The sequence below is a fragment of the Pontibacter sp. HSC-14F20 genome (genome assembly GCF_019599265.1).
Lineage (GTDB): Bacteria > Bacteroidota > Bacteroidia > Cytophagales > Hymenobacteraceae > Pontibacter.
In genome coordinates this window covers 24,473-45,495 of the sequence record NZ_JAHZTC010000028.1, presented here as the reverse complement: position 1 = coordinate 45,495, position 21,023 = coordinate 24,473, and the positions used below count along the sequence as shown (strand labels likewise).

Annotated in this window: 23 protein-coding genes; 13 read left to right on the top strand and 10 right to left on the bottom strand. The window is 54.7% G+C overall.

Annotation, left to right across the window (positions count from 1 at the left end):
* Positions 1-1,026: 1,026 nt before the first annotated feature.
* Both K3G39_RS19375 and K3G39_RS19365 read right to left on the bottom strand, forming a co-directional pair.
* A protein-coding gene (locus tag K3G39_RS19375; protein ID WP_370627289.1) for an IS3 family transposase occupies positions 1,027-2,204 on the bottom strand; the annotation gives its coding sequence in 2 pieces (ribosomal slippage) (positions 1,027-1,946 and positions 1,946-2,204; 1,179 coding nt in all).
* Positions 2,205-2,528: 324 nt separating this feature from the next.
* On the bottom strand, positions 2,529-2,981 hold the full coding sequence (locus tag K3G39_RS19365; protein ID WP_220627829.1) for a hypothetical protein: 453 nt from the start codon (positions 2,979-2,981) through the stop codon (positions 2,529-2,531).
* A gap of 356 nt (positions 2,982-3,337) precedes the next feature.
* On the opposite strand from K3G39_RS19365, the gene K3G39_RS19360 reads away from it, so the two are divergent.
* On the top strand, positions 3,338-3,802 hold the full coding sequence (locus tag K3G39_RS19360; RefSeq protein ID WP_220627828.1) for a LexA family transcriptional regulator: 465 nt from the start codon (positions 3,338-3,340) through the stop codon (positions 3,800-3,802).
* Complete coding sequence (locus K3G39_RS19355; protein WP_220627827.1) at positions 3,799-5,073, top strand: Y-family DNA polymerase; 1,275 nt, start codon at positions 3,799-3,801, stop codon at positions 5,071-5,073. The genes K3G39_RS19360 and K3G39_RS19355 overlap by 4 nt, the downstream gene beginning before the upstream one ends.
* A gap of 208 nt (positions 5,074-5,281) precedes the next feature.
* Here the strand turns inward: K3G39_RS19355 and K3G39_RS19350 are convergent, their stop codons facing one another.
* On the bottom strand, positions 5,282-5,566 hold the full coding sequence (locus K3G39_RS19350) for a transcriptional regulator (RefSeq protein WP_255594531.1): 285 nt from the start codon (positions 5,564-5,566) through the stop codon (positions 5,282-5,284).
* Positions 5,538-5,828, bottom strand: coding sequence for a hypothetical protein (locus tag K3G39_RS21035; protein ID WP_255594426.1), 291 nt, complete (start codon positions 5,826-5,828; stop codon positions 5,538-5,540). The genes K3G39_RS19350 and K3G39_RS21035 overlap by 29 nt, the downstream gene beginning before the upstream one ends.
* A 205-nt stretch (positions 5,829-6,033) precedes the next feature.
* Here K3G39_RS21035 and K3G39_RS21030 point away from each other — a divergent pair, with 205 nt between their 5' ends.
* Both K3G39_RS21030 and K3G39_RS19345 read left to right on the top strand, forming a co-directional pair.
* Complete coding sequence (locus K3G39_RS21030; RefSeq protein WP_255594424.1) at positions 6,034-6,165, top strand: hypothetical protein; 132 nt, start codon at positions 6,034-6,036, stop codon at positions 6,163-6,165.
* A 143-nt stretch (positions 6,166-6,308) separates the two neighbouring features.
* The gene (locus K3G39_RS19345) at positions 6,309-6,680 is read left to right on the top strand and encodes a hypothetical protein (protein ID WP_220627826.1); all 372 of its coding nucleotides are present in this window, start codon (positions 6,309-6,311) and stop codon (positions 6,678-6,680) included.
* 342 nt (positions 6,681-7,022) lie between these two features.
* Here the strand turns inward: K3G39_RS19345 and K3G39_RS19340 are convergent, their stop codons facing one another.
* Complete coding sequence (locus tag K3G39_RS19340; RefSeq protein WP_220627825.1) at positions 7,023-7,277, bottom strand: hypothetical protein; 255 nt, start codon at positions 7,275-7,277, stop codon at positions 7,023-7,025.
* A gap of 25 nt (positions 7,278-7,302) precedes the next feature.
* Between K3G39_RS19340 and K3G39_RS19335 the strand changes: the two genes are divergently transcribed.
* The 3 genes from K3G39_RS19335 to K3G39_RS19325 all read left to right on the top strand — a co-directional run bounded on the left by K3G39_RS19335 (position 7,303) and on the right by K3G39_RS19325 (position 13,399).
* A complete protein-coding gene (locus K3G39_RS19335; RefSeq protein ID WP_220627824.1) occupies positions 7,303-8,634 on the top strand; it encodes a TlpA disulfide reductase family protein in 1,332 nt (443 codons plus the stop codon).
* A gap of 167 nt (positions 8,635-8,801) precedes the next feature.
* Positions 8,802-11,993 (top strand): SusC/RagA family TonB-linked outer membrane protein, encoded by a 3,192-nt coding sequence (locus K3G39_RS19330; protein WP_220627823.1) that lies wholly within the window; start codon positions 8,802-8,804, stop codon positions 11,991-11,993.
* Positions 11,994-12,019: 26 nt separating this feature from the next.
* Entirely contained in the window at positions 12,020-13,399 is a 1,380-nt protein-coding gene (locus K3G39_RS19325; protein WP_220627822.1) for a RagB/SusD family nutrient uptake outer membrane protein, read from the top strand.
* 52 nt (positions 13,400-13,451) lie between these two features.
* Here the strand turns inward: K3G39_RS19325 and K3G39_RS19320 are convergent, their stop codons facing one another.
* Genes K3G39_RS19320 through K3G39_RS19310 form a run of 3 tightly spaced genes read right to left on the bottom strand, consistent with a single transcriptional unit; the run spans position 13,452 to position 14,586 of the window.
* Positions 13,452-13,724, bottom strand: coding sequence for a hypothetical protein (locus K3G39_RS19320; RefSeq protein ID WP_220627821.1), 273 nt, complete (start codon positions 13,722-13,724; stop codon positions 13,452-13,454).
* A 54-nt stretch (positions 13,725-13,778) separates the two neighbouring features.
* A complete protein-coding gene (locus K3G39_RS19315; protein ID WP_220627820.1) occupies positions 13,779-14,327 on the bottom strand; it encodes a MauE/DoxX family redox-associated membrane protein in 549 nt (182 codons plus the stop codon).
* 43 nt (positions 14,328-14,370) lie between these two features.
* Complete coding sequence (locus K3G39_RS19310; RefSeq protein WP_220627819.1) at positions 14,371-14,586, bottom strand: hypothetical protein; 216 nt, start codon at positions 14,584-14,586, stop codon at positions 14,371-14,373.
* A 480-nt stretch (positions 14,587-15,066) separates the two neighbouring features.
* On the opposite strand from K3G39_RS19310, the gene K3G39_RS19305 reads away from it, so the two are divergent.
* Positions 15,067-15,810 (top strand): LytTR family DNA-binding domain-containing protein, encoded by a 744-nt coding sequence (locus K3G39_RS19305; protein ID WP_220627818.1) that lies wholly within the window; start codon positions 15,067-15,069, stop codon positions 15,808-15,810.
* Positions 15,811-15,822: 12 nt separating this feature from the next.
* Here K3G39_RS19305 and K3G39_RS19300 read toward each other — a convergent pair whose 3' ends face one another.
* Positions 15,823-15,960, bottom strand: a complete 138-nt coding sequence (locus K3G39_RS19300; protein WP_220627817.1) for a hypothetical protein — start codon at positions 15,958-15,960, stop codon at positions 15,823-15,825.
* Positions 15,961-16,047: 87 nt separating this feature from the next.
* On the opposite strand from K3G39_RS19300, the gene K3G39_RS19295 reads away from it, so the two are divergent.
* The gene (locus K3G39_RS19295) at positions 16,048-17,127 is read left to right on the top strand and encodes a sensor histidine kinase (RefSeq protein ID WP_220627816.1); all 1,080 of its coding nucleotides are present in this window, start codon (positions 16,048-16,050) and stop codon (positions 17,125-17,127) included.
* 275 nt (positions 17,128-17,402) lie between these two features.
* Complete coding sequence (locus tag K3G39_RS19290) at positions 17,403-18,206, top strand: M57 family metalloprotease (protein WP_220627815.1); 804 nt, start codon at positions 17,403-17,405, stop codon at positions 18,204-18,206.
* A 67-nt stretch (positions 18,207-18,273) separates the two neighbouring features.
* On the opposite strand, the gene K3G39_RS21240 is transcribed toward K3G39_RS19290, so the two are convergent.
* Entirely contained in the window at positions 18,274-18,855 is a 582-nt protein-coding gene (locus tag K3G39_RS21240) for a Crp/Fnr family transcriptional regulator (protein ID WP_370627288.1), read from the bottom strand.
* A gap of 23 nt (positions 18,856-18,878) precedes the next feature.
* On the opposite strand from K3G39_RS21240, the gene K3G39_RS19280 reads away from it, so the two are divergent.
* The 3 genes from K3G39_RS19280 to K3G39_RS19270 are packed head-to-tail and all read left to right on the top strand — an operon-like array spanning position 18,879 to position 21,008.
* On the top strand, positions 18,879-19,229 hold the full coding sequence (locus K3G39_RS19280) for a hypothetical protein (protein WP_220627813.1): 351 nt from the start codon (positions 18,879-18,881) through the stop codon (positions 19,227-19,229).
* Entirely contained in the window at positions 19,192-20,280 is a 1,089-nt protein-coding gene (locus tag K3G39_RS19275) for a sensor histidine kinase (RefSeq protein ID WP_220627812.1), read from the top strand. Before K3G39_RS19280 ends, K3G39_RS19275 begins: the two co-directional genes overlap by 38 nt.
* Entirely contained in the window at positions 20,277-21,008 is a 732-nt protein-coding gene (locus tag K3G39_RS19270; protein WP_220627811.1) for a LytTR family DNA-binding domain-containing protein, read from the top strand. Before K3G39_RS19275 ends, K3G39_RS19270 begins: the two co-directional genes overlap by 4 nt.
* Positions 21,009-21,023: the final 15 nt, after the last annotated feature.

The window sequence follows — 21,023 nt, the reverse complement described above, 5'->3', positions numbered from 1 at the left end:
ATGTATTAGGCCTGCCGCTAGCGTTCATCCTGAGCCAGGATCAAACTCTCCATTGTAGTGTTACTCTTCAGGTCATCTTACGATAACCAATGTGTCTGTTCGACCCCGGCCTTTTCCTTTTTAATTCTCTTGAATTGACGCAGTTGATGTTGTTATCTCCCGCTCGGATTACCTTAAATTTCTGTCTCAATCAATCTTTCAAAGAACTTTTGAAAAGGAACAGCTTTCCTTTCCGTAGCGCACCAGCTGGCGCTCACCCCAGGCCTATCACCAAAATGTTATAATAAACCGTTTCGTGTGTTTCTCTAAGGGGATGCAAAGGTAGGAATTCTATTTCATTTTGCAAACGGCATGCAAGTTTTATTCTCCTGTTCACACGCTCCTCCCCCGCAAATCAAGCATTCCAAAAGCACAACTGCTTCTGCATCAGACTGTAAATCCTCTAAATTTTTTTTTGTTTTTTACCTCACCGAGGCAAGCAAGCTGCATAACACCTCCTGTGAGGAACGCCGTTCCAGTTGTTCAGAACTTACGGGCACCCTTCCTCACGCAGGAAGACAAGCCTAAGGTCCGCCTTTGCCAATCTCATGCGTCTACCTATTGCTGTCCTCACCCCTCCCACTGAAAGCGGGACCAGCGTAACAACAAAAGCCATTAAGAAACTTCTTTTCCTGGAGCTTCTTTTGTGCTGCCGTGTTTGGCGCATGAAGCATTCCCGGGAGTGAAAAAGTTCGGAGAGGCAACAGTAAATACATTAGAAAGCACTGTAAAAAGGTTAGTGAAAGGCATCGTTACTGTAAAACAATTACACTACTAGGCCATATCGAGCGTGTCATAGCCATACGGACACACCATACTAGCTATTCCAGTAGTTAATATCTCTTCGGAATAGCGACTTCAATTTCCTGTTCTTTTTCCCTCTCTTTTTGAAAGTCACCTCGTAAGCCTGCTGCTCCACCCAATTGCCCATCCCGTCATACTTGTAATCGAACTCCTTGGACTTGCAACAAAAAAGAGGACAAAAGGTTAAGCTGCTCTAGGTTTACAGTTTAACAGTTCTTCCATTTGCCTAGGTGTACGGTATCCCAGGCTAGAATGGAGCCTTTCTCTGTTGTAGAAGATCTCGATGTACTCGAAGATCTCTACTGCCGCCACTCTCTGATCTATAAACCTGGTACCGTAAACCACCTCTGTTTTCAGGCTCTTGAAGAAACTCTCGGCCACTGCGTTGTCCCAGCAGTTGGCTCTGCGGCTCATGCTCTGGCGAATCAAGGGGTAAGCCCGAAGCTCTTTTCTGAACTCGTCACAGGCGTATTGCACGCCCCGGTCAGAGTGAAAGATGAGCTCCCCCAGCACAGGCCTGTTGCTGATGGCCATCCTCAAAGCCGCCACTGTCGTGTCCTTTGCCCTCATCGTCTCACTCAGGGCCCAGCCAATTACTTTCCTGTCGGCCAAATCCAGCACCACTGTCAGGTAAAGCCACCCCGCTAAGGTTCTGATGTAAGTAATGTCCGACACCCATGCCTGGCCAGGGGCCGCAGGCGAGAAGTTTCGGTTCAGCAGGTTCCCGCTCACGGCAAAACTGTGCCTTGAATCTGTGCCCATCCTGAATCTTCTTACCGTCTTGGCCTTGATTTGAGCCTGTTTCATCAGCCGGGCTACTCGGGGTCTTGAAACCCGGACTTCTTTGGCTTTCAGGGCCTCATTTATCCTGGGGCTGCCGTAACGCTGCCTGCTCTTCTGGTGCTCCTGCTTGATCAGGGACAGTAGCCGCTGGTTCTCGCGGGCTCTTTTTGACACAGTCCCTTTCAAAGAGTTATAGTAACCGCTCCTGCTGACTTTGAACACCTCACACATCTTCTCAACGGGAAACCTAGAACTATGGGAGCTTATAAACCCGTAGATTTCCCGTCTCCCCTGGAGAAGATGCTGATGGCCTTTTTTAGGATGTCGCGTTCCAGCTCCACATCGCGGAGCTGTTTCTTGAGCCTGGCTATCTCGGCTTCCTCCGGCGTGTGCCTGGCTTTGCCGTGGCCTGTGAAACTGCCTTCTGGCTTTTCCAGATGCTCTGAGCGCCACCGGTAGATCAGCTCAGGGCGAATGCCCAACTCTTTGGCCAGCTCCTGTATATTCTCTCTGGTCTTGCTGAGTTCTATAGCCATCAGCTTGAATTCTTTGTCGAATTTTCTTCTCTCTTGTGACATAGCGTTAAGGTATTGATTTTTCGCTTAACTCTCTGTCCACTCAAATGTAGCAGTTCCACCTTGTGGTGGATACTCCCGTCGCGCCATCTGCTCTGGGACACGATCACATCCCCCTGTTGATTATACCTTGTCGTGGCTGGGAACTTGAAGTGATGCGCGTTTTTAAAGCTTATTTTCAATGTATCGGTGGATAGAACCTCCCCCCTGCTATGGGCCACCTGCACGATGGCTTTATGCTCGCTTGGCCTGTACGTACCCAACTCGACTCCTACCAGATTGCCGGGCGGCTCATACAGCCTCAATTCAGTGGGCAGGCCTTTTAAATCATTCGTCACTTAAATCATCCGTCAGATGCACGTGTGTTACAACATTCCCTTCCTGGTTATAATGGGTGCTGTTCACCAAATGCCCAAAAGCATCATAGGTGTAGCCCGTGCGGACTTTGTTTGTCGGAAACCTTTTCTTCAGCTGACTCAGGTGCTTCTCCAGTAGGACCCGATTCACCCTGTCGTACCGGAAGGTGGTCACCGAGGCGACTTGATTGCGCTCGTCCAGCACTTTCAGCGATACAGGCAGGCCCAGCCTATCGAACTCCGTGATATCCTGCTTGATGTCAACCCCATCCGTGTTGTAAAATGTACGGGTTTCGGATAGATGCCTGGGCAGCCCCTTGCGCACGGCAGTTTCCCCATTCAGGTGTAGAACAGAGAACAGGCGCTGTGCCCTCAGATTCAGGGTCGCACACAGAACAAATGAGAAGGTCAGCAGCGTTTTCATGACTGATCGCTTCCTGTTCACCTGTGATCTAAAGTCTCTATGGGTGAAGACAACTTTACTTAAAAACCCACCTCCTGTAGATGCCATGTAATCAGCTATTAGCCTAAATAAATTAAAGCTTCCGGCGTACAAATATGTCCAGTTTTATACCGCCCGGGCTAGCTGCGACACAGCCAGTGGTTAGCCATGGTGGGCTGCTATCATTTTTCTTCCAAAGATATTCCCTTCCAAAGTATACCGCTATTACTTCGCTGCAGAACGCTGTGCATAAATAAAACTAATATATTTAGCTTATTGATTGTTTGTTTAGTTATTTGCTAACTTTATTAGTATTTGTAATTCAGATTACCGTTACTATGTGCAGCGCTAAAATTATTCCCCTCGAGTCGTGCCTGTTGGAGCAGCTATGTTTCGAGTACCTGGAGGAGCTCCAGCTTCCTCTTTTCGCCTACTCCGTCTCTGCCGGATTCCCCTCTCCCGCGGATGATTACCTGGAGGGGCGCATTGACCTGGGAAAGTACTTAATCCAGAACCCGACCTCTACCTTTATGATGCGTGTAAAGGGAAACTCCATGACAGATGCCAATATCCGCGACGGCGATATTCTGGTGATAGACAAGTCCCTCAAAGCGTCGGATGGCATGCCCGTGGTCTGCTTTCTGGATGGAGAATTCACCCTCAAAACCTTCAAAAAGATAGGCCAACAGGTTTTCCTGGCACCGGCTAACCCCGCATACAAACCCATCGAAGTAACCGAGGAGATGGACCTGCGTGTATGGGGTGTGGTGGTCTGGATCCTGCACAAACCGGTCAGGCAATGAGCACCCTGTACGCCTTGTGCGACTGCAACAACTTCTATGCCTCCTGTGAGCGCGTATTCGACCCGGTGCTGAACGGCAGGCCGGTGGTGGTACTCTCCAACAACGATGGCTGCGTGATCGCCCGGAGCAACGAGGCCAAAGCCCTGGGCATCCCCTTGGGCGAGCCGTACTTCAAAATCCGGCACCTGGTGGAGCGGGGGCACCTGCATGCTTTCTCATCGAACTACGTGCTGTACGGCGACATGTCGGACCGGGTGATGCAAACGCTCTCCCTGTTTACCCCCAATGTAGAGGTTTACTCCATCGACGAGTGCTTTCTGGATTTGGGTGATTTCTACGACATCGACTTAAACAACTACGCTTGGGAGATAAATCGCATGGTGCAGCAGTGGACTGGTATTCCTGTCAGCTTAGGGGTGGCACCAACCAAGGCTCTTTCAAAGGTGGCTAACAGGCTCGCTAAGAAGTCCACTAAAGCGAATGGAGTTCTGGTACTAACAGACCCTTATCATATCCAGAAAGCATTAGAAGCGACCAAAATCGAGGATGTCTGGGGTATCGGTAGGCAATACGCCAAGTTCCTCAATAAGCGTAACATCAACACCGCTCACGACTTCACCAAGCTATCGGAGCATTGGGTGAAGCAGCATATGACCATCGTGGGCGTTCGGCTGCTGAAAGAACTGCGTGGCGAGTCTTGCTTGGAACTGGACGAGGTTGCTCCACCGAAGCAGAACATCTGCACATCCAGAAGCTTCGGAAAGAAAGTAAACACATTCGATGAGTTGCGAGAATCTACGGCTTCCTACGCAGCCAAGTGCGCCAAGAAACTGCGCCAGCAGAAGAGTTGCGCCAATCTTATTACCGTGTTTATCCATACCAACCGCTTTTCAGAGAACGACATGCAGTACTACAACAGCAAAACTGTCGCCCTGCCTGTCGCCACCAACTTCGACATCGAGCTAATCCACTACGCCAGCATCGCTTTGAAAGAAATCTATCGGGATGGCTACTGGTATAAAAAGTCAGGTGTGATTGTGTCCGAAATTGTGACAGAGAACCAAATACAGCTTGACCTGTTGGATACGGTGGACAGAGAAAAGCATGCGAGGCTGATATCTGTCATGGATGGACTAACCGACAGATTCGGCAGAGGCAGAGTGGGGGTGGCTACCCAAGACATTGATAATTCATGGCAGCTAAAAAGCGAGTTCAAGTCGCCATGCTATTCCACCAGATTAAGTGAGATTCAGACTGTTTATGTGAGATAGTGACTTAATCTAACTATAAACTTTTGATGAGAATGAAAATTAAGACGTGTAGAACAAACTGTTCTACATGCCTATATTCTAAAAATGAAAAACCCTCTCTACAAGGCTGTAAAGAGGTTTTTTAGACAATGTGTTTGTGATCCCGTTTGGATTCGAACCAAAGACCTGCTGCTCAGAACGCATTAGAAAGCTATTGAAATCTGCACTCCTAAAGCTTTTGATCCTTTAGCATTCGCTCCAACAACTCCACTTTCTCCCTTTCACTCTTCAGCAAAGCATCATAAAGCTCCACTATTTTTTCAATAGGATTGAAGTTATATTGATTAAAATTACCAGAGTTATCATTCATGTTTTGTATATGAAAAACGGGCCCCTCCTCAGTAAAATTCTTTATGGCCTCAGCCGTGACTCCAAGAGCCTTACCAATCCTATCCAACGTCACATCATCCACCTCCTCTTCCTGCTCAATGCGGGAGATGTTCTGCTGGGTCATGCCCAGCTCCGTGGCTAAGGCAGATTACTTCACTCCCAAAGCGGTGCGCATTCTTCTCACATGGTCGCCCAAGTGAAGTGGTCTTCTTCTGGCTGCTGTTTCCATAGGCATAATTTACAAAAAATATCTTTTTTATCCATTTAAATTCATTGTTTTTTACAAGTGCAGCCCTTGTTAAATACAAGTATACCACATTTGATACAAGTGCCTTTTCCCTCAATTTCGTCTTACCGAAAGGCTCAGCTTGGAAGGCGTATTCCATACCTTAAAGATATTAGGTATTCTCCATATTCGCAAAAGACCATGCTTTCCAGCTCAATGCTAACAGCGTAAAAGCAAACGTTTGCTGAAAGCGCTCGGTTTCGGTTTTCCCGGACAGGGATACGGCTGAGCTGCCGCAACACTGGTTGTTTGAGCAGAAAGGCAAGAGGACGTACGCCAACACTGGTATTCAAAGCTTAGGATTTATGCAGCATACATCATTCAGTCTGAATTCCCGCTCTTTTGCTTCTCCACTGGCGGCTTTCAGCACCCTTGCGCCGCTTATCCCCCTGCAGCTTCTCCAGAACTGGGTACTGCTCGTGTGCCCCCCGGAGTGAACTGATTATTCCCCGTCGCTGCCCCGCTAACACCAGCTAGCCCGTGTTGTCGTGCAGCTGTCTTCTTTCCCCTCCCCGGCATGACCAGCACTGCTTAGCAGCTGGCAGGAACCTTCATTTCCAAACTTTAACCGATTACACCTATGGAAACCATGCCCTATACCTTACCTGAATTCAAACTCTCCGAACCCGACCAGGCCCTGCTGGACTTCTGTGCCCGCCACCCAAAGCATGAAGCGCAGCAGCGCCTCTGGAAATGGTTTATCCTGGCTCTGAAAGACAGCTGCGCCGCCGTCACCTGTCCCCAAAACAAAGAACTGATCACTTTCTATGAAGACCTTAAAACGCTTGTTTCGGCTCTATATCAATTACATGACCTGCCGGGAGAAATGCTGCCGCCCCGGCCCCAAAAAACAGCATCTTCCTTAGCAGCTACACCCCTGGCCGAGGCCCTGGACCTGCTGCACACCTCCGTCGACGGCAGTTGGGTGCTGCTGATTTCACCCCCTGAATAAACCTGTCACAGTGCCCTTTGCCCCGCGTCAGCGGCGCCGTAGACAGCCAACTGAACGGAAACCCTTCAGACCTCCCCGTCTTGCAGAAGCAGCTGCAGCCGTACGGCCTGGACCTATAGCCGGTGAGCAGGCGGATACCTGACTTCGTGATCCGGGATAAGGCTACAAGAAGCAAAAGGAAACATGAATAGGGACCGGGCCTGTTTAGGCTGTTCAGGAGGGGTGGTCCGCGCTATAGATTAGGTAAGGATAGTTAAGGTTTCCTAAGCGGATCCCCCCGGGGCTTGGGCCTTTGCCCATGCCCCGCCGGTCACCCTATTCATTTTCTACCTTAAAAAATTTTTAATCACTTAAACCAATAAGCAAAATGAGGATAAATGTACTTCTCTTACTCCTGTCGCACTGCTCCTTCACGGGTAGGGCGCAGCAGGTACGCGGAAAGGTGACCTCTGCCAAAGATAAGCCTCCCTGCCCGGTGCAGGCGTAGCCATTAAAGGCACCGGCGTCATCACGGATGCCGATGGACGCTTTAGTCTGCCCGCTGCACCAGGCTGAACCGTCAGCTACTACCAGCGGAGCAGGTCCCTTTTCTCTCATTGTTTTACCTAAATCATATAAGTCCATGTTTCTCAAAAAATGGCTTCCGGGCCCCTTCATGCGTATACTTTTCCTCTTGCTGGCTATCCTGCTCCAGCTCCTGCCAGGCTTCCTGCTCCCCCTTGCCAGGGCGCAGGCACCGCCACCGGCGCTTTCCATCGGGCAGCCCTTGCCCGACATTACCGTGACCAGTATCCTGAACAGCCCCGTCCCTTCTGCCCGGCTGTCTGACTTCCGGGGCAAACTTCTGCTGCTGGAATTCTGGTCTTCCTGGTGCGGCACCTGCAAGGCGGTGATGCCTAAATACGAGGCGCTCCAGCAGGAATTCCCCGAGGAACTGAAGATCCTCCTGGTGACCCGGGACGGGGAGGAACGCGTGAGGGAAACTTACCTGAAGTGGAAAAACACAGACGGCAAACCCTACAGCCTGCCCACCGCGGTAGGCGACTCCACCCTGGACCAGCTCTTTCCCTACCGCCTGGTGCCCCATGTGGTCTGGATCGGGGCAAACGGCATTGTCAAAGCCATCACGACCAATGAGCATGTGACAGCCGAGAACATCCGCCTGGTCCTGCGCGGGCAGGCCGTGCCGGAACGGGTGAAAAGGGACATCAACCTGCAGCACCCGCTTTTCACAACACCCGAACTGCCACGGGGCAACCTGGTGCATTATGCCATGCTGCTGAAAGGGAAAGTCGACGGGCTGCCCAGCGGCACCAACGTGCGCTATCACCAGGGCGAAGTGGTCGGCAGATACTACACCAATAAGCCGCTGCTGGACCTGTACCTGGCCGTCGCCCTGGACCTCATCCCGGATTACACCCCGAACCGCATCCTGCTCGAGGTGCGGGACGAAGGCCCCCTGCGCCCCGAAAAATCGCCCGACAACCCGATCGCCTGGCGGAGCAAACACCTCTACAGTTATGATGTGATGACGCCTACCTCGGAGGCAGGACGCTTAAAGGAACGCATGCTGCAGGACCTGAACACCTATACTGACTACCGGGCGTCCATTGAGAAAAGGCAGGTCAAGTGCCTGGTGCTGGTACTGAACGGGAGCGACAAAAAGTTGCGGACAAAGGGAGGCCGGACAGAAAGCACCCTGTTTAAGCCCGGCACGAAGAACCTGCGCAATGCCCCCGTTAGCTACCTGATAAATCAACTGCGCAGTGTGAAAGCATACCCCTACCCCCTGCTGGATGAAACCGGATTTTCCGGTCATGTGGACATGACCATCCGGGCAGAGCTGCAGGACCTGCCGGCCCTGCGCCGGGAATTAAAGCGCTACAACCTAGAACTGGTGGAGGCGGAACGGACCCTCGACATGCTGGTGGTCCGGGATAAGGATCCGCTCTGATACAAGCCGGTGCTGCAGGCCCCGGAACAGGGTCTGCACATGAGAACAGCTGCTGCACATGAGTCAGGGCCTGCAGTCTTCGCTCTTGCCGCAACCGTACACCGCCTCCTCCAACGACTTTCCACCACCAATCCCTCCATTCTTTACTTTAAACCACTATATATTTTATGAAAAAACTTTTCTTTCTTTTTTGCCTGCTGGGGGGCCTTGCCCCGGCTGTGGCCCAACAAGCGCTCAGCGGCCGGGTGGTCTCGGCGGCCGACAACAGCCCCCTGCCGGGCGCCAGCGTCCGGCTGAAAGACGCCGCCACCGGCGCCATCACGAATCACGAGGGGTATTTTACGCTGCCCGTCACCCAACAGACAGGGGTGCTCCAGGTTTCCTTCCTTGGCTTTGTGTCCCAGGAATACGCCTATACGCTACCCTTACCGGAGCCCCTGGTCCTTGTCCTGGCACCCGCCCACCAGGGCCTGCAGGAAGTGGTCATCTCCACAGGCTACCAGCAACTCCCCCGCGAGCGCGCCACCGGCTCCTTTGCCCAGGTGGACAAGGCCACCTTCAACGAGCAGGTGGGTCCCGATGTGCTCAGCCGGCTGGAGGCTGTGGCAAACGGTCTGACAGTCAACCGGGCGGGCTTTGAACCGCAGCTCCTGGTACGTGGCCTGAGCTCAATCAACGGCGCCCAGTCCCCGCTTATCGTGGTGGACAACTTCCCATACGAAGGGGACATCACCAACATCAATCCCAACGATGTGGAAAGCATTACGATCCTGCGCGATGCCGCTGCGGCATCCATCTGGGGTGCCCGGGCCGGGAACGGCGTGATCGTGATCACGACCAAAAAAGGGCGCTACCATCAGCCCCTGTCAGCCGAGATCAATGTCAACGTGACGGCAGTCGCCAAACCCGACCTCTCCTACCTCCGGCCTATCAGTGCCTCTGATTTTATTGATGTGGAGCAGGCACTGTTTGAGAAAGGGTACTTTGACAGCCAGCTGAATGCAGTGAGCCGCCCGGAGCTCTCCCCGGTAGTCGAGATCCTTGCCCGCAAAAAAAACGGCACCCTGTCACCTGAACAGGCCGACGCACAAATTAATGCTTTGCGGCAGGTGGATGTGCGCGATGAATTCGACCGGCACATGTACCAGCAGGCCGTGCGCCAGCAGTATGCCCTGCACCTGCGCAGTGGTTCTGACGTGCTGGCCTGGAGCTTGGCAGCCGGCTACGACCGCAACACCGACGAGCTGGCTGCCACCTATAACCGGCTCAGCCTTCGGTTTCAGAATACGCTGCGCCCGCACCGCAACCTGGCACTCTCCACAGGGGCCTTCTATACCCAGCGTGAAAGCGGCAGCGGCAAACCGGGCTACGGCCAGATCGGAAACTGGAACAACAACCTGTACCCCTATGCCCGCTTTGCCGACGAGAACGGCACTCCCCTGCCGCTGCACAAGGACTATACCCAGGCCTATAAAGACACTGTCGGAGGCGGCCGGTTAAAAGACTGGAACTATTACCCCCTGGAGGATTACCGCCATGCCCACTCTGCCACCACCCTGCAGGATGTCACCGCTAATTTCGGGCTGCAGTATACCTGGCGCCACGGGCTGAGTGGTGATGTGAAATACCAGTACGAACGCCAACAGACCGAAGGGCAGCAACTGTACGGGGAAGAGAGCTATTTTGCGCGCGACTTTGTGAACCGCTACGCGCAGCTGCCTCCGGGAACAGGCGCTATCCGCTATGTGGTGCCGGAAGGCGGCATCCTGGACCAGACGGGGACCCTCCTTGCCTCCCAGAACCTGCGGGGGCAGCTGAACCTGGACAGAAGCTGGGGAAACCATACCGTAACCGCTATCATCGGGGCCGAGATGCGCCATGCCCGTGTCACCGGCTCCCGCACCAGGCTGTATGGGTATGATCCTGAGCGGCTGACCTTTGGCGAGGTGGACTACACGACGCGGTACCCCCACCTGGTGACGGGCGGCCTGCTCTTTATTCCTGACAACAGCAACCGGGACCACAGGACCGATCGCTTCCTGTCCCAGTACGCCAACGCGGCCTATACCTTCCGCGACCGTTACACGGTCTCGCTCAGCGCACGGCGCGATGCCTCCAACCTGTTTGGGCTGAAAACAAATGATCGCTGGAATCCGCTCTGGTCCTCGGGCCTCAGCTGGGAGCTATCCAAAGAGCCTTTCTACCGTAGTGGGTTCCTGCCCTTTCTCAAACTGCGTTCCACCTATGGCTACAGCGGGAGCACGAACCCGGCGTTCACGGCGGTTTCCACCCTGTTCTATGTAGCCACCTCTCCCTACACCCAGAACACCTATGCCCGCTTCTCCAATTATGCCAACCCGGATTTGTCCTGGGAAACGGTGGGCATGTGGAACATCGGCCTGGACTTCGGTACCAAAGACAACAGGCTGACAGGTAGCCTGGAATACTACCGCAAACGAGCCTTTGACCTGCTGGCCCTGTACCCCGTTGACTATACCACCGGTGTGGGCAGTCAGGTGATGCGGAATGTGGCGTCAATGGCCGGACGCGGCGCCGACCTGGAGATCAGGAGCCGCAACATAGACCGTGCCCTGCAGTGGACCAGCCAGCTGAACCTGAGCCTGAACCGGGAGAAAGTAACCGATTACTACCTGGGCGAATCGGCTGCCTACCAGTATGTGACCCCGGGGTATCGCATCACGGGTGAAACGGGAAAGCCCCTGCATGCCGTTTACTCCTATAAGTGGGCTGGACTTGATCCCCAAACAGGAAATCCGCAGGGTTTTGTGGATGGGGAGGTGAGCCAGGACTACTTTGCGATCGTCTATGGCGAGGCGAAGCCGGACGAGTTGCAGTACCATGGCTCCGCCCTCCCCACCGCCTTCGGATCACTGGGGAACACCCTCTCCTGGAAGCGTCTTTCCCTGACAGCGCGGATCAGCTGGAAACTCGGGTACTACTTCCGCGCACCTTCCATCCAGTACGGTTCTCTATTCGATGCCTGGGGAGGGCACGCTGATTTTGCCAGGAGGTGGCAGCAGCCCGGAGATGAACGGACAACGCATGTCCCTTCGCTCACCTATCCCAACGACTCGGCGCGGGATGTGTTTTATGCCGGTTCTGAAGTACTGGTGGAAAAAGGGGATCACGTGCGCCTGCAATACATCAGCGCCTCCTACGACCTGCTGCGCCCGGATACGGGCCGCAAATCCTTTAAAAACATGCAGGCTTACCTGAACCTGGGTAACCTGGGCATTCTGTGGCGGGCCAACCGCAGGGGACTTGATCCGGATGTTTCGGCCTTAAACGCATTGCCCCAGCCCCCCAGTGTTTCCCTTGGTCTGAAAGCTACCCTCTAACTGTATAACCTTTCTTTATGAATCCCATGAAACCAATTATACTTCGACCAAGCCTGTACGGCTTGCTGCTGCTGATCACCTTCCTGTTCGGCAGCTGTGATAGCTTCCTGGACGAGAGCCCGGACAAGAAACTGGCACTTCCTTCCACCCTGCAGGACATGCAGGCACTGCTTGACAACCACAGCGTGATGAACCAGAACAGCCCCGCGGGCTCATCGGTGACGAGTGCCGATAATATTTATCTTCCGTCAGTTACCTGGAACGCCATGAGCAACGAGAGCGAGCGCCGGAAGTATACCTGGGAAAAGGATAACTTATTCAGAATGGGCTATCGTCCCAACCACTGGTACAACGTCTTCCAACCCATTTATCACGCAAACACGGTACTGGAGTCACTGTCCGGCATCCCCCGGACAGCGGCCAATGCGTCCACCTGGGATGATGTCAAGGGGCAGGCTTCCTTCTACAGGGGGGAGGCGCTGCTGGCTGCAGCCTATGTCTGGGCACTTGCCTATGACGAGGCCACCGCATCGACTGACCTGGGACTACCCCTGCGGCTGGGAACCAGTTTCCATGAGCAACTCGTGCGAGCCAGTGTCCGGGACACCTATGAACAGGTGATGCGTGATCTGCGGGAAGCGGCAACGCTGCTTCCCGCCGGCACACAGCACCCCGTCAGGCCCTCTAAACCGGCGGCTTACGCCGTGCTGGCCAGAGCCTGCCTTTCGATGCGAAAGTATGTCGAAGCCGGTGCCTATGCAGATAGCAGCCTGGCCTTATACGATGGCTTACTGGACTATAACCAACTCTCCGCCACGCCCACTTACCCCCTCCCCGCCTTCAATGCAGAGGTATTGCATCACAATATCTTCGGCGGTGTGCAATCACTGACCATCGGTAACGCACGGGTCGATACGCTCCTCTACGCTTCCTATGCAGCGGATGACCTCAGGCGCACCTTGTTCTTCCGCCGAAATGCCGACGGCACGAACGCCTTCAGGGGAAGCTATGCCGGTAGCTCAAGCTATTTTGCGGGGGCTGCCACCAACGAGGTATACCTGATTCAGGCGGAAGCCCGGGCACGCACAGGCGATGTCACCGGCGCGATGGAGAGCCTGAACAAACTGCTTCGCACACGCTGGAAAACGGACACCTTCCAGGAATATGCTGCAGACAACGCTGCCGGGGCATTGGAACTTATCCTCCAGGAGAGGCGGAAAGAACTCCTGTTCCGGGGGCTGCGGTGGATGGATATCAAACGGTTGAACAGGGAGGGCGCCGGCATTGCCCTCCAGCGGGTCCTGAACGGCAATACGTACCTACTGCCCCCAGGTGACCCGCGGTTTGCCCTGGCCATCCCCGAGGATGTGATCGAGCAGTCGGGTATGCAGCAAAACCCCAGGTAACAAAAAAGCCCGGAAGGAACGATGTTCCTCTCGGGCTTTTCCCTGTGGGGGACTAGTTGCGCTGTCCCGTGGCTTCAGCCAAAATCTGGTCGGCATCCTTTCCATTCAGGTAAGTCTGAAGCTGACTTTGATTGGTTGCCGCCACGATGATGCTGCATGGAAGCGATGCCACTTCTTCACAGTTCGAAGGCTGGGGCGCCGACAACGAATAGTGCGTAGCATCCATGATCTGCGAGTCACTGCTGCCGGTAAACACCCATTCCTGGTTGGCAGGAGAGGTGAATGCAACGGTTCCGGCTGCCACCACCAACGCTGCGAGGGCCATGGCATTTGTTTTAAGATTCTTCATGATAAAAAAATAATAAGGTAAAAAAATAATTTATCTGCCGCCACTGGGGTAGGCGGCCTCACCCGTAGAAGAAGTCCTCCCGACACCCCTCCTCCTTTTCTGCTTCTTCTCTAGATAGAGCCCCGCTCCTGTCAGGGCCGTAAAAAAGAGGTTGAACAACAAGTGTTCCCCCCACCCCAGGCCACTGATCACGCCCCCGCAACTGCAGGGCACCTGCTCCCAGGCTCCTAGCAGCGCCAAGCCCACGTAGCCGGTAAACAGCACCATTAAGGCCAGCGCCAGGTACAGGCCATAGCGCTGTGTCCTGTCAAACACCAGCAACAGGCAGCAGAGGAGCTCCATGGCCGGGATACCCCAGGCAAACCATGTCACGGCTTCCCGCGCTACCGGCTGCAAAGCCCATTGCTGCAGGGACTCATCCCAGTCCTTTAGTTTTGACAGTGCGGCATAGCCAAACAGCAGCACCAGCATCGCCACTATTGCTTGTATTTTGCTTTCTCTTTTCATCGTGTTGTCCAAAATGGATAGCTTTATCGTGCTGTCCTGGTATGTGGTAAAGGTCGGCAGAGCGTTCAGCATTTTTTCTGTTCCAGAACAGGGAGCAAACTGCCTTACTGGAAACTTAATTGCCTGGAAGCACGTAAGCCGCTGCCGTACTTCCCCGACCTTCGATGTCATAGGGTCCCGGGAACAAGCCCAGGAAAGAAGCAAGGTGTTTAATGGCGGCAAACTGGAAGAGCTTGGGGTGTTCTGCCCGGCCGCAGCAGAGGCGCCCGGCAGGTGCCGATGGGTGATAAAGAATGGAAGGCCTCCCTGTAATCGCTTCCCCTGGCTTCATATGCCTGTCTTTTGTTACAGGAATTTGTCAGCTCTTATAAATTCAGGCGCCTATCAATTCAGAAGAATGACGCAGGGGCACAAGGGTGCTGTCGGGATGAGGCAAGCGGGTGGACAATGTCTGAACGAAAAGCAAATTGTCATAAAACACTCATGCCAAATATCCCCGCGCCGGATTGGATTATTTAAAATATAAATTTTACATTTACCTAAGCAGGGTGCGGATGCGCATCGTGTGGCATGATTTGCTCCTTTAAACAGCCTGGCAGTAATTGCCTGGGGCTTATGGCCGCCAGCAGGGAGAAAGGTCACAGCCAGCCCTGTAACACAGGAAACACAGGGTCAGCGCGGAATCTTCTTCATTCCTGCCGCCGGCTTCTTCCAGCGGCGGCAGGACAGGCATAGACAAGGCGTAATCCTGCCGTTTGCCTGCTACCCAGCACCAAACCTGACTATAAAACCAACTTAAAACAATAGCAGCATGTCAACGCTACAACGTTACAAATGCCTGGTGATTGACGATGAGCGTCACGCCATTGAACTTTTAACAGATTACATTGAAGCGGTACCACAGCTCTACCTGGCCAAATCTTACCTGGACCCGGTAGCGGCGCTGATGGAAAGCGACTCGGGGGAGCGCTATGATTTCATCTTTCTGGATGTGGACATGCCCCGGCTCTCGGGCATAGAACTGGCCAGAGTGCTGCGCCCGCTGACCAGTTTCCTGGTTTTCACGACCGCCCACCCCAGGTACGCCGTGGATGCCTTCGACATCCGCGCCGACCATTTCCTGCTCAAGCCCATCGGCATGAACAAATTTGCCCTCATCGTCAACGAGCTCCTCAAAAGCCGGGAGGCGGCCAGCCAGCGCGGAGGCAGCCCGGACAGCACCTTTTTCATCAGGAGCGACCAGAAGAACAAGCTGATCCGCATCTGCTTTGACGAGATCATCGCCGTGGAAGGCCTGAAAAATTACGTGCAGATCTATACCCCCACACAGAAGCACATCGCCTACCTGACCATGAAGGAGACAGAGGATGCCCTGCGGGAAACAACACGTTTCCTCCGGGTTCACCGTTCCTTCATCATCGCCAAAAACCAGATCACCGCCGTACACGGGCGCACGATCCGGTTGAAAGGGGGACTGGAGGTACCTGTCGGCGAGCTGTACAAAAAATCCTTTGACACCTATATCGCCGACAACTCCCTCTTCTCGCAGCGCTAGCTCTTTGGGGTGCTATTTGATAAAGGTGAGCATGGAGGTGGTGGGCAGAATGGTCGGATCCGTACTGAATCCGTTTTTCTGACTGGCGCCTTTAAATGAGAAGATGCGTTTGTTTTTGAGTGTCAGTTTCGTTTTCGGTTGCGTTGCCATATCGTTTTTTATTATGAAAGTATGATCTGGCCTCCTGCTCTGCTAAAATATTACACAAACTACCCTGTACACTAGACAGACATAAAAATGTCTTTGAGAAATTATATTACCAATACAATCCGGCACCACAGGATCCACCTGATGGCCTGGGGGCTGTTTATGCTCTATGAGATTACCGTGGCCGGGATCATTTATGGCAGGTTGAGCTCCTTCTGGGACTATGCCCTGCACTACAGCATCAACATTGCGCTCTTTTATGTGCATGCGCACTTTGTGATGCCCCGGGGATTCCGTCCGGATGGCCACCGCTTCTGGCTGATACCCACCCTGGTGCTGGTGGAGGTCATTGCCTACATCCTTTTCACCTACGCCATGGAGCGTCTGGCTATCGGTGTTTTCCAGGTGCGCATGACCCGCTCCCCGGACCTGGACTCTGCTTATCTCCTCCGATCCGCCTGGCGGGCCATTTATTTCCTTGGCTTTGCGACGGCCTACTATTTCCTTACCAAATACCTGAGCGAGCGAACGCGCGTGGAGCAGATCGAAAAGCAGCAGCTGCTTGACATCATCGACAAGCAGCACCTCCAGACGGCGCTGATCCGCTCCCAGAACGCCTTCCTGAAAGCGCAAATCAATCCCCATTTCCTGTTCAACACGCTCAACTACGTCTACAACAGTGTGCGGAAGACCTCCGGTCGGGCGGCGGAAGCGATTCTCTCCCTCTCGCACATGATGCGCTATGCCCTGCAAAGCGAGGATGAGCACCAGCAGGCGGAGCTTCTCGAGGAAATCCAGCAGGTTGAACACCTGCTTCACATCCACCGGATCCGGCAGGAGAGCCGGCTCCGCGTCGCGCTGCACTACGGCCCTAACCTGGCAGGCATCCGGTTTATCCCCCTGGTACTGATCACCCTGGTGGAGAACATGTTCAAACACGGTGACCTGAACGGCGCAGGTGAACCTGCAGCGATCACGGTCACGTACCAGGCAGACGAGCTGAAAATCACGACTGTGAACCGTTGCCTGGATGTACGCGCCGGGGGCCACGGCATCGGCCTGGACAACATCCGAAAGCGGTTGCAGCATGCTTACCCGGACCGCGCCTCATTTGAAGCCTGGACAGATGAGGCCGGCTACTTCCACACCCGGTTACGCGTCACGACCTGACCTGACTACAACACCACCTTCTCCTTATTTCACCTGGACAGGACCGCTCTCCTGCACCTGCCTGTATCGGCTGTCCGGGATACGCTTTTTGTCCACCTCCTGCCATCATTACGGCAGCCGGTATGGCCATTGAGTCGGCATACCGGGGTTAGGCAACACTACATGCCTGTCTGTCCCGGTAACACAAGCGTCGGTGTAACAAGTTTTCAGCATGGTAAATTTTCACATAACTTTCTCGTAATCAATTCATCATCTCACTTAAAACAAGTTATATTATGAAAACAACACGCTTACTTTCGCTCCTGGCCCTGGCGGCCCTGTTTGGTTTCTCCTCTTGCCAGAAAGAAGAGGCCGATGTAACAGCCAATGAGATCTCACCCCTCACCATGGCTAAAATTTCAGAGATGGGTTTCAACACTGACAATGTGCAGCGCACCGAGGGTGGCTACATTGTAGAGGGTGACATCTTCTTCTCTGAAAGCGATTTGCAGTCTTCTCCTGAAACCACCGCCCTGCGCGTGGGTGAAGAGGAGCAGTACCGCACCAACAACCTGGTAAGCGTAGGCTCCAGCCGCACCATCAATGTGGCCATCACCACCAGCCTGCCATCTTCCTATGTAACGGCACTGGACGAGGCTATCCGCCGCTTCAATGCCGAGAACCTGCGCCTCAAGTTCCGCCGCGTATCTTCCGGCTACAACATCCTGGTATCGAAGGCACCGACTGGCTCTTCTTACCTGGCCTCTGCCGGCTTCCCGTCTGGTGGCAATCCCTACAACTCTGTAAAGGTGAACTCAGCCTACCTGGGCACCAACCCGGGCACCAACTACCTGGCCACCATCCTGGCACACGAGATCGGGCACACCATCGGCTTCCGCCACACCGATTACATGAACAGAGCGTATAGCTGCGGTGGTTCTTATTACAACGAGGGGGCCTCTAGTGTAGGTGCTGTGCACATCCCGGGCACACCAACCGGTGCCGATCCGAACTCCTGGATGCTGGCCTGCATCGGCTCTGGCGTGAACCGCTACTTCAACGCAAACGACAGAACAGCTTTAAGATACCTCTACCAGTAGCAGGCCCTGTCTGCCATAACACAAGAGCCCTGCCGTAGCAGGGCTCTTTTTGGCGTGTTGCCCCGCCCTAACGTCTGCCGCGCAGGCGGCTCAGGGTATCGGGGAACATGCCCAGGAAAGACGCAATGTCTTTGACCGGCACCCGCAGAAAGAGCTGGGGCCGTGTTTGCAGCAGGTGCTGGTAGCGCGCCATGGCCGGCAGGCTGACCCGACGGTGGTAGTGCTGGTGCAGGCGGTGATGGAAGCTTTCGGCAACGGCCCTTTCCAGGTGCCGGTACTGTGGGAAATGTTCCAGTGTGTGGTCCAGGTCCTGCCGGCAAACCACCTGCAGCACGCTGTCCTCCAGCAGCTGAATGGTGAGCCGGGTGGGCAGGCGGCGGCAGAAGCTGTCAGAGGCCCAGACCAGGTCCCCGTCCAGCCAGAGCCAGGAAATAACCTCCGTGCCCCGCGCCCTGTCCAGCAGGTAGGCCCTTACCGCGCCTTTGCGCACAAACCAGGCGTGACGCGCCGGGCTGCCGGGCTTGGTCAGGAAATGATTCCGGGCATAGTGCTTCTGGGTGAAGATGCGCTGCAGCCGCTGCTTCAGGGGGGCATCCAGCGGGTGGAAGGCATGGAGTGCCTGCCACAGGTCCTCTGCCTGACGGATCATGCCGCTGCTCCCCGAGCCGGTGCATGTTCTATACCGCAACGCATGCCCTAACGCTGGCCGCGGGCCTTTTTTTCCTGGGTGCCTGCCAGTGGGGCAGCCCGGTGGTGGTGATGGTGATGGTGGTGAGCGTCGGGTCGAACGTGGTACCCGTCTGGCGTTGCCCGGTGCTGAACTGGAACAGTGCCTGTACCCGGAGGGGCTGGATTGCTTTCTTTTTCATAAGAGGGCTAGGTTTTATTTTACCTGAAGATAGAATATCGGGCTTCCTCCTAAAAAATTATTACATCAAGCGCCCCATGCCCGTGATACAAGCCGGCATAATTTACATGAAGGATCATGGATCAGCCTACCCACATCACCCGACCCGCCTTTAGCCCACGTAGCCTGGGCTACCACGCCCTCGCCTGGGCAGGCTTCATCCTTTATGAACTCTCCATTGTTTTTTATGCCTCGGACACACGGCTAGACCATGCCTGGGAGTACATCGGCTACTATGCACTCAATATGCTGCTCTTTTATTCCACCTCCCAACTGGTGCTCCCGCTTGCCTTCCGCACAAAGGGCAGCAGCTACCTGCTCCTTTTGCTGGTACCGCTGCAGTTGGGCGCCTATATCCTGCTGGAGTACGGTTTGGAGCAGCTATACAACTACTTCCGGGCCTTCCCGCGGGAGGCGGCCCTCAACCAGCGTTTTGTGGTCAGCTTTATCTGGCGGGGCACCTACTTTATCGGCCTCAGCACCACCTTCTGGTTTGTCTGGCGCACCTTCCAGCACCAGCAGCGCATCAGCCGCCTGGAACTCCGCCAGCTGGCCGACGCCAAGGCCCGGGCCGAACTGGAAAAAGACCTGGCCACGACACAGAGCGCCTACCTCCAGGCCCAGATCAACCCACACTTCCTGTTTAACACGCTCAACTTCATCTTTAACCAGGTGCAGGAGGGAGCGCCCAAGGCTTCGGAAAGCGTGTTGCTGCTCGCCGAAGTGATGCGCCATGCCCTGACAGGGGCCCAGCCGGACGGCAAGACGAGCCTCTCGGCCGAGGTCAGCCACCTCCGGCACTATGTCAGCCTCAACCAGCTGCGCTACAGCTACCCGCTCTATATCCAACTGGACGTACAGGGTGACACGGGTGGCCACCGCCTGCCGCCCCTGCTGCTGCTCACCTTTGTCGAAAACATTTTCAAGCACGGGGACCTGACCGATCCCGCTATCCCGGCCACCGTGCAGGTGGCCTGCCGCGACGGCTGGCTCCATGTGACCACGCAAAATAAGAAAAGGCCCTATCCTCCCATGCAGGGCTTTGGCATCGGCCTCCGGAACGTACGGACGCGTCTGGAGCGCTTCTACCTACCCTACGAGTACCAGCTCGACGTCGGGGAAGACGCTGCGCAATACAAGCTAAATTTTCAACTCAAACTGTTATGATCACATGCTATATCGTCGATGATGAGGCCCATGCCATTCAGGTGCTCACGCGCTACATCCAGCAGACGCCGGGCCTGCTGCTGCTCGGCTCTGAGGAAAACCCGCTCCTTGCCCTGGACGCCATCACGCGCGGCCTCCACCAACCCGACATTGTCTTTGCCGATGTGGAAATGCCCCAGCTCTCAGGCGTGAAACTGGCGGAGCTGCTCGCGCCGCATACCCGGGTTGTGTTTACTACCGCCTTCTCCGGCTTTGCGCTGGATGCCTTTGACAGGAACGCGGTGGACTACCTGCTCAAGCCCATTCTCTATGAGCGTTTCCTGGTATCCGTCACCCGTATCCGCGAGCGCCGTAACGCCTACTTTTCTTTCACGGGAAAGGAGGAGGCTTACTGCTATGTGAAGGGGGAGAGCAGGGGCAAGTTGGTCCGCGTGGTCCTGCGCCACATCCAGTACATACAGGCCATGCAGAACTACCTCATCCTGCATCTCCGGGATAAAAAGCTCATCACCTACCTGACCCTGCAGGAACTGGAGGAGCGCTTGCCTGCCAGCGGCTTTACCCGGGTGCACAAATCCTATATCGTGCCCTATGCCAAGGTGCACACCGTGGAAGGCAACCAGATCATCCTGGAAAACAAGGCCGTCGTCCCCCTTGGGCCTGCCTACCGGGATCCCTTCCTGCAAAACATCAACGCCCGCCTGATAAAAAGCAAGCGACTGCCCTGATGGCATTCACCCGGG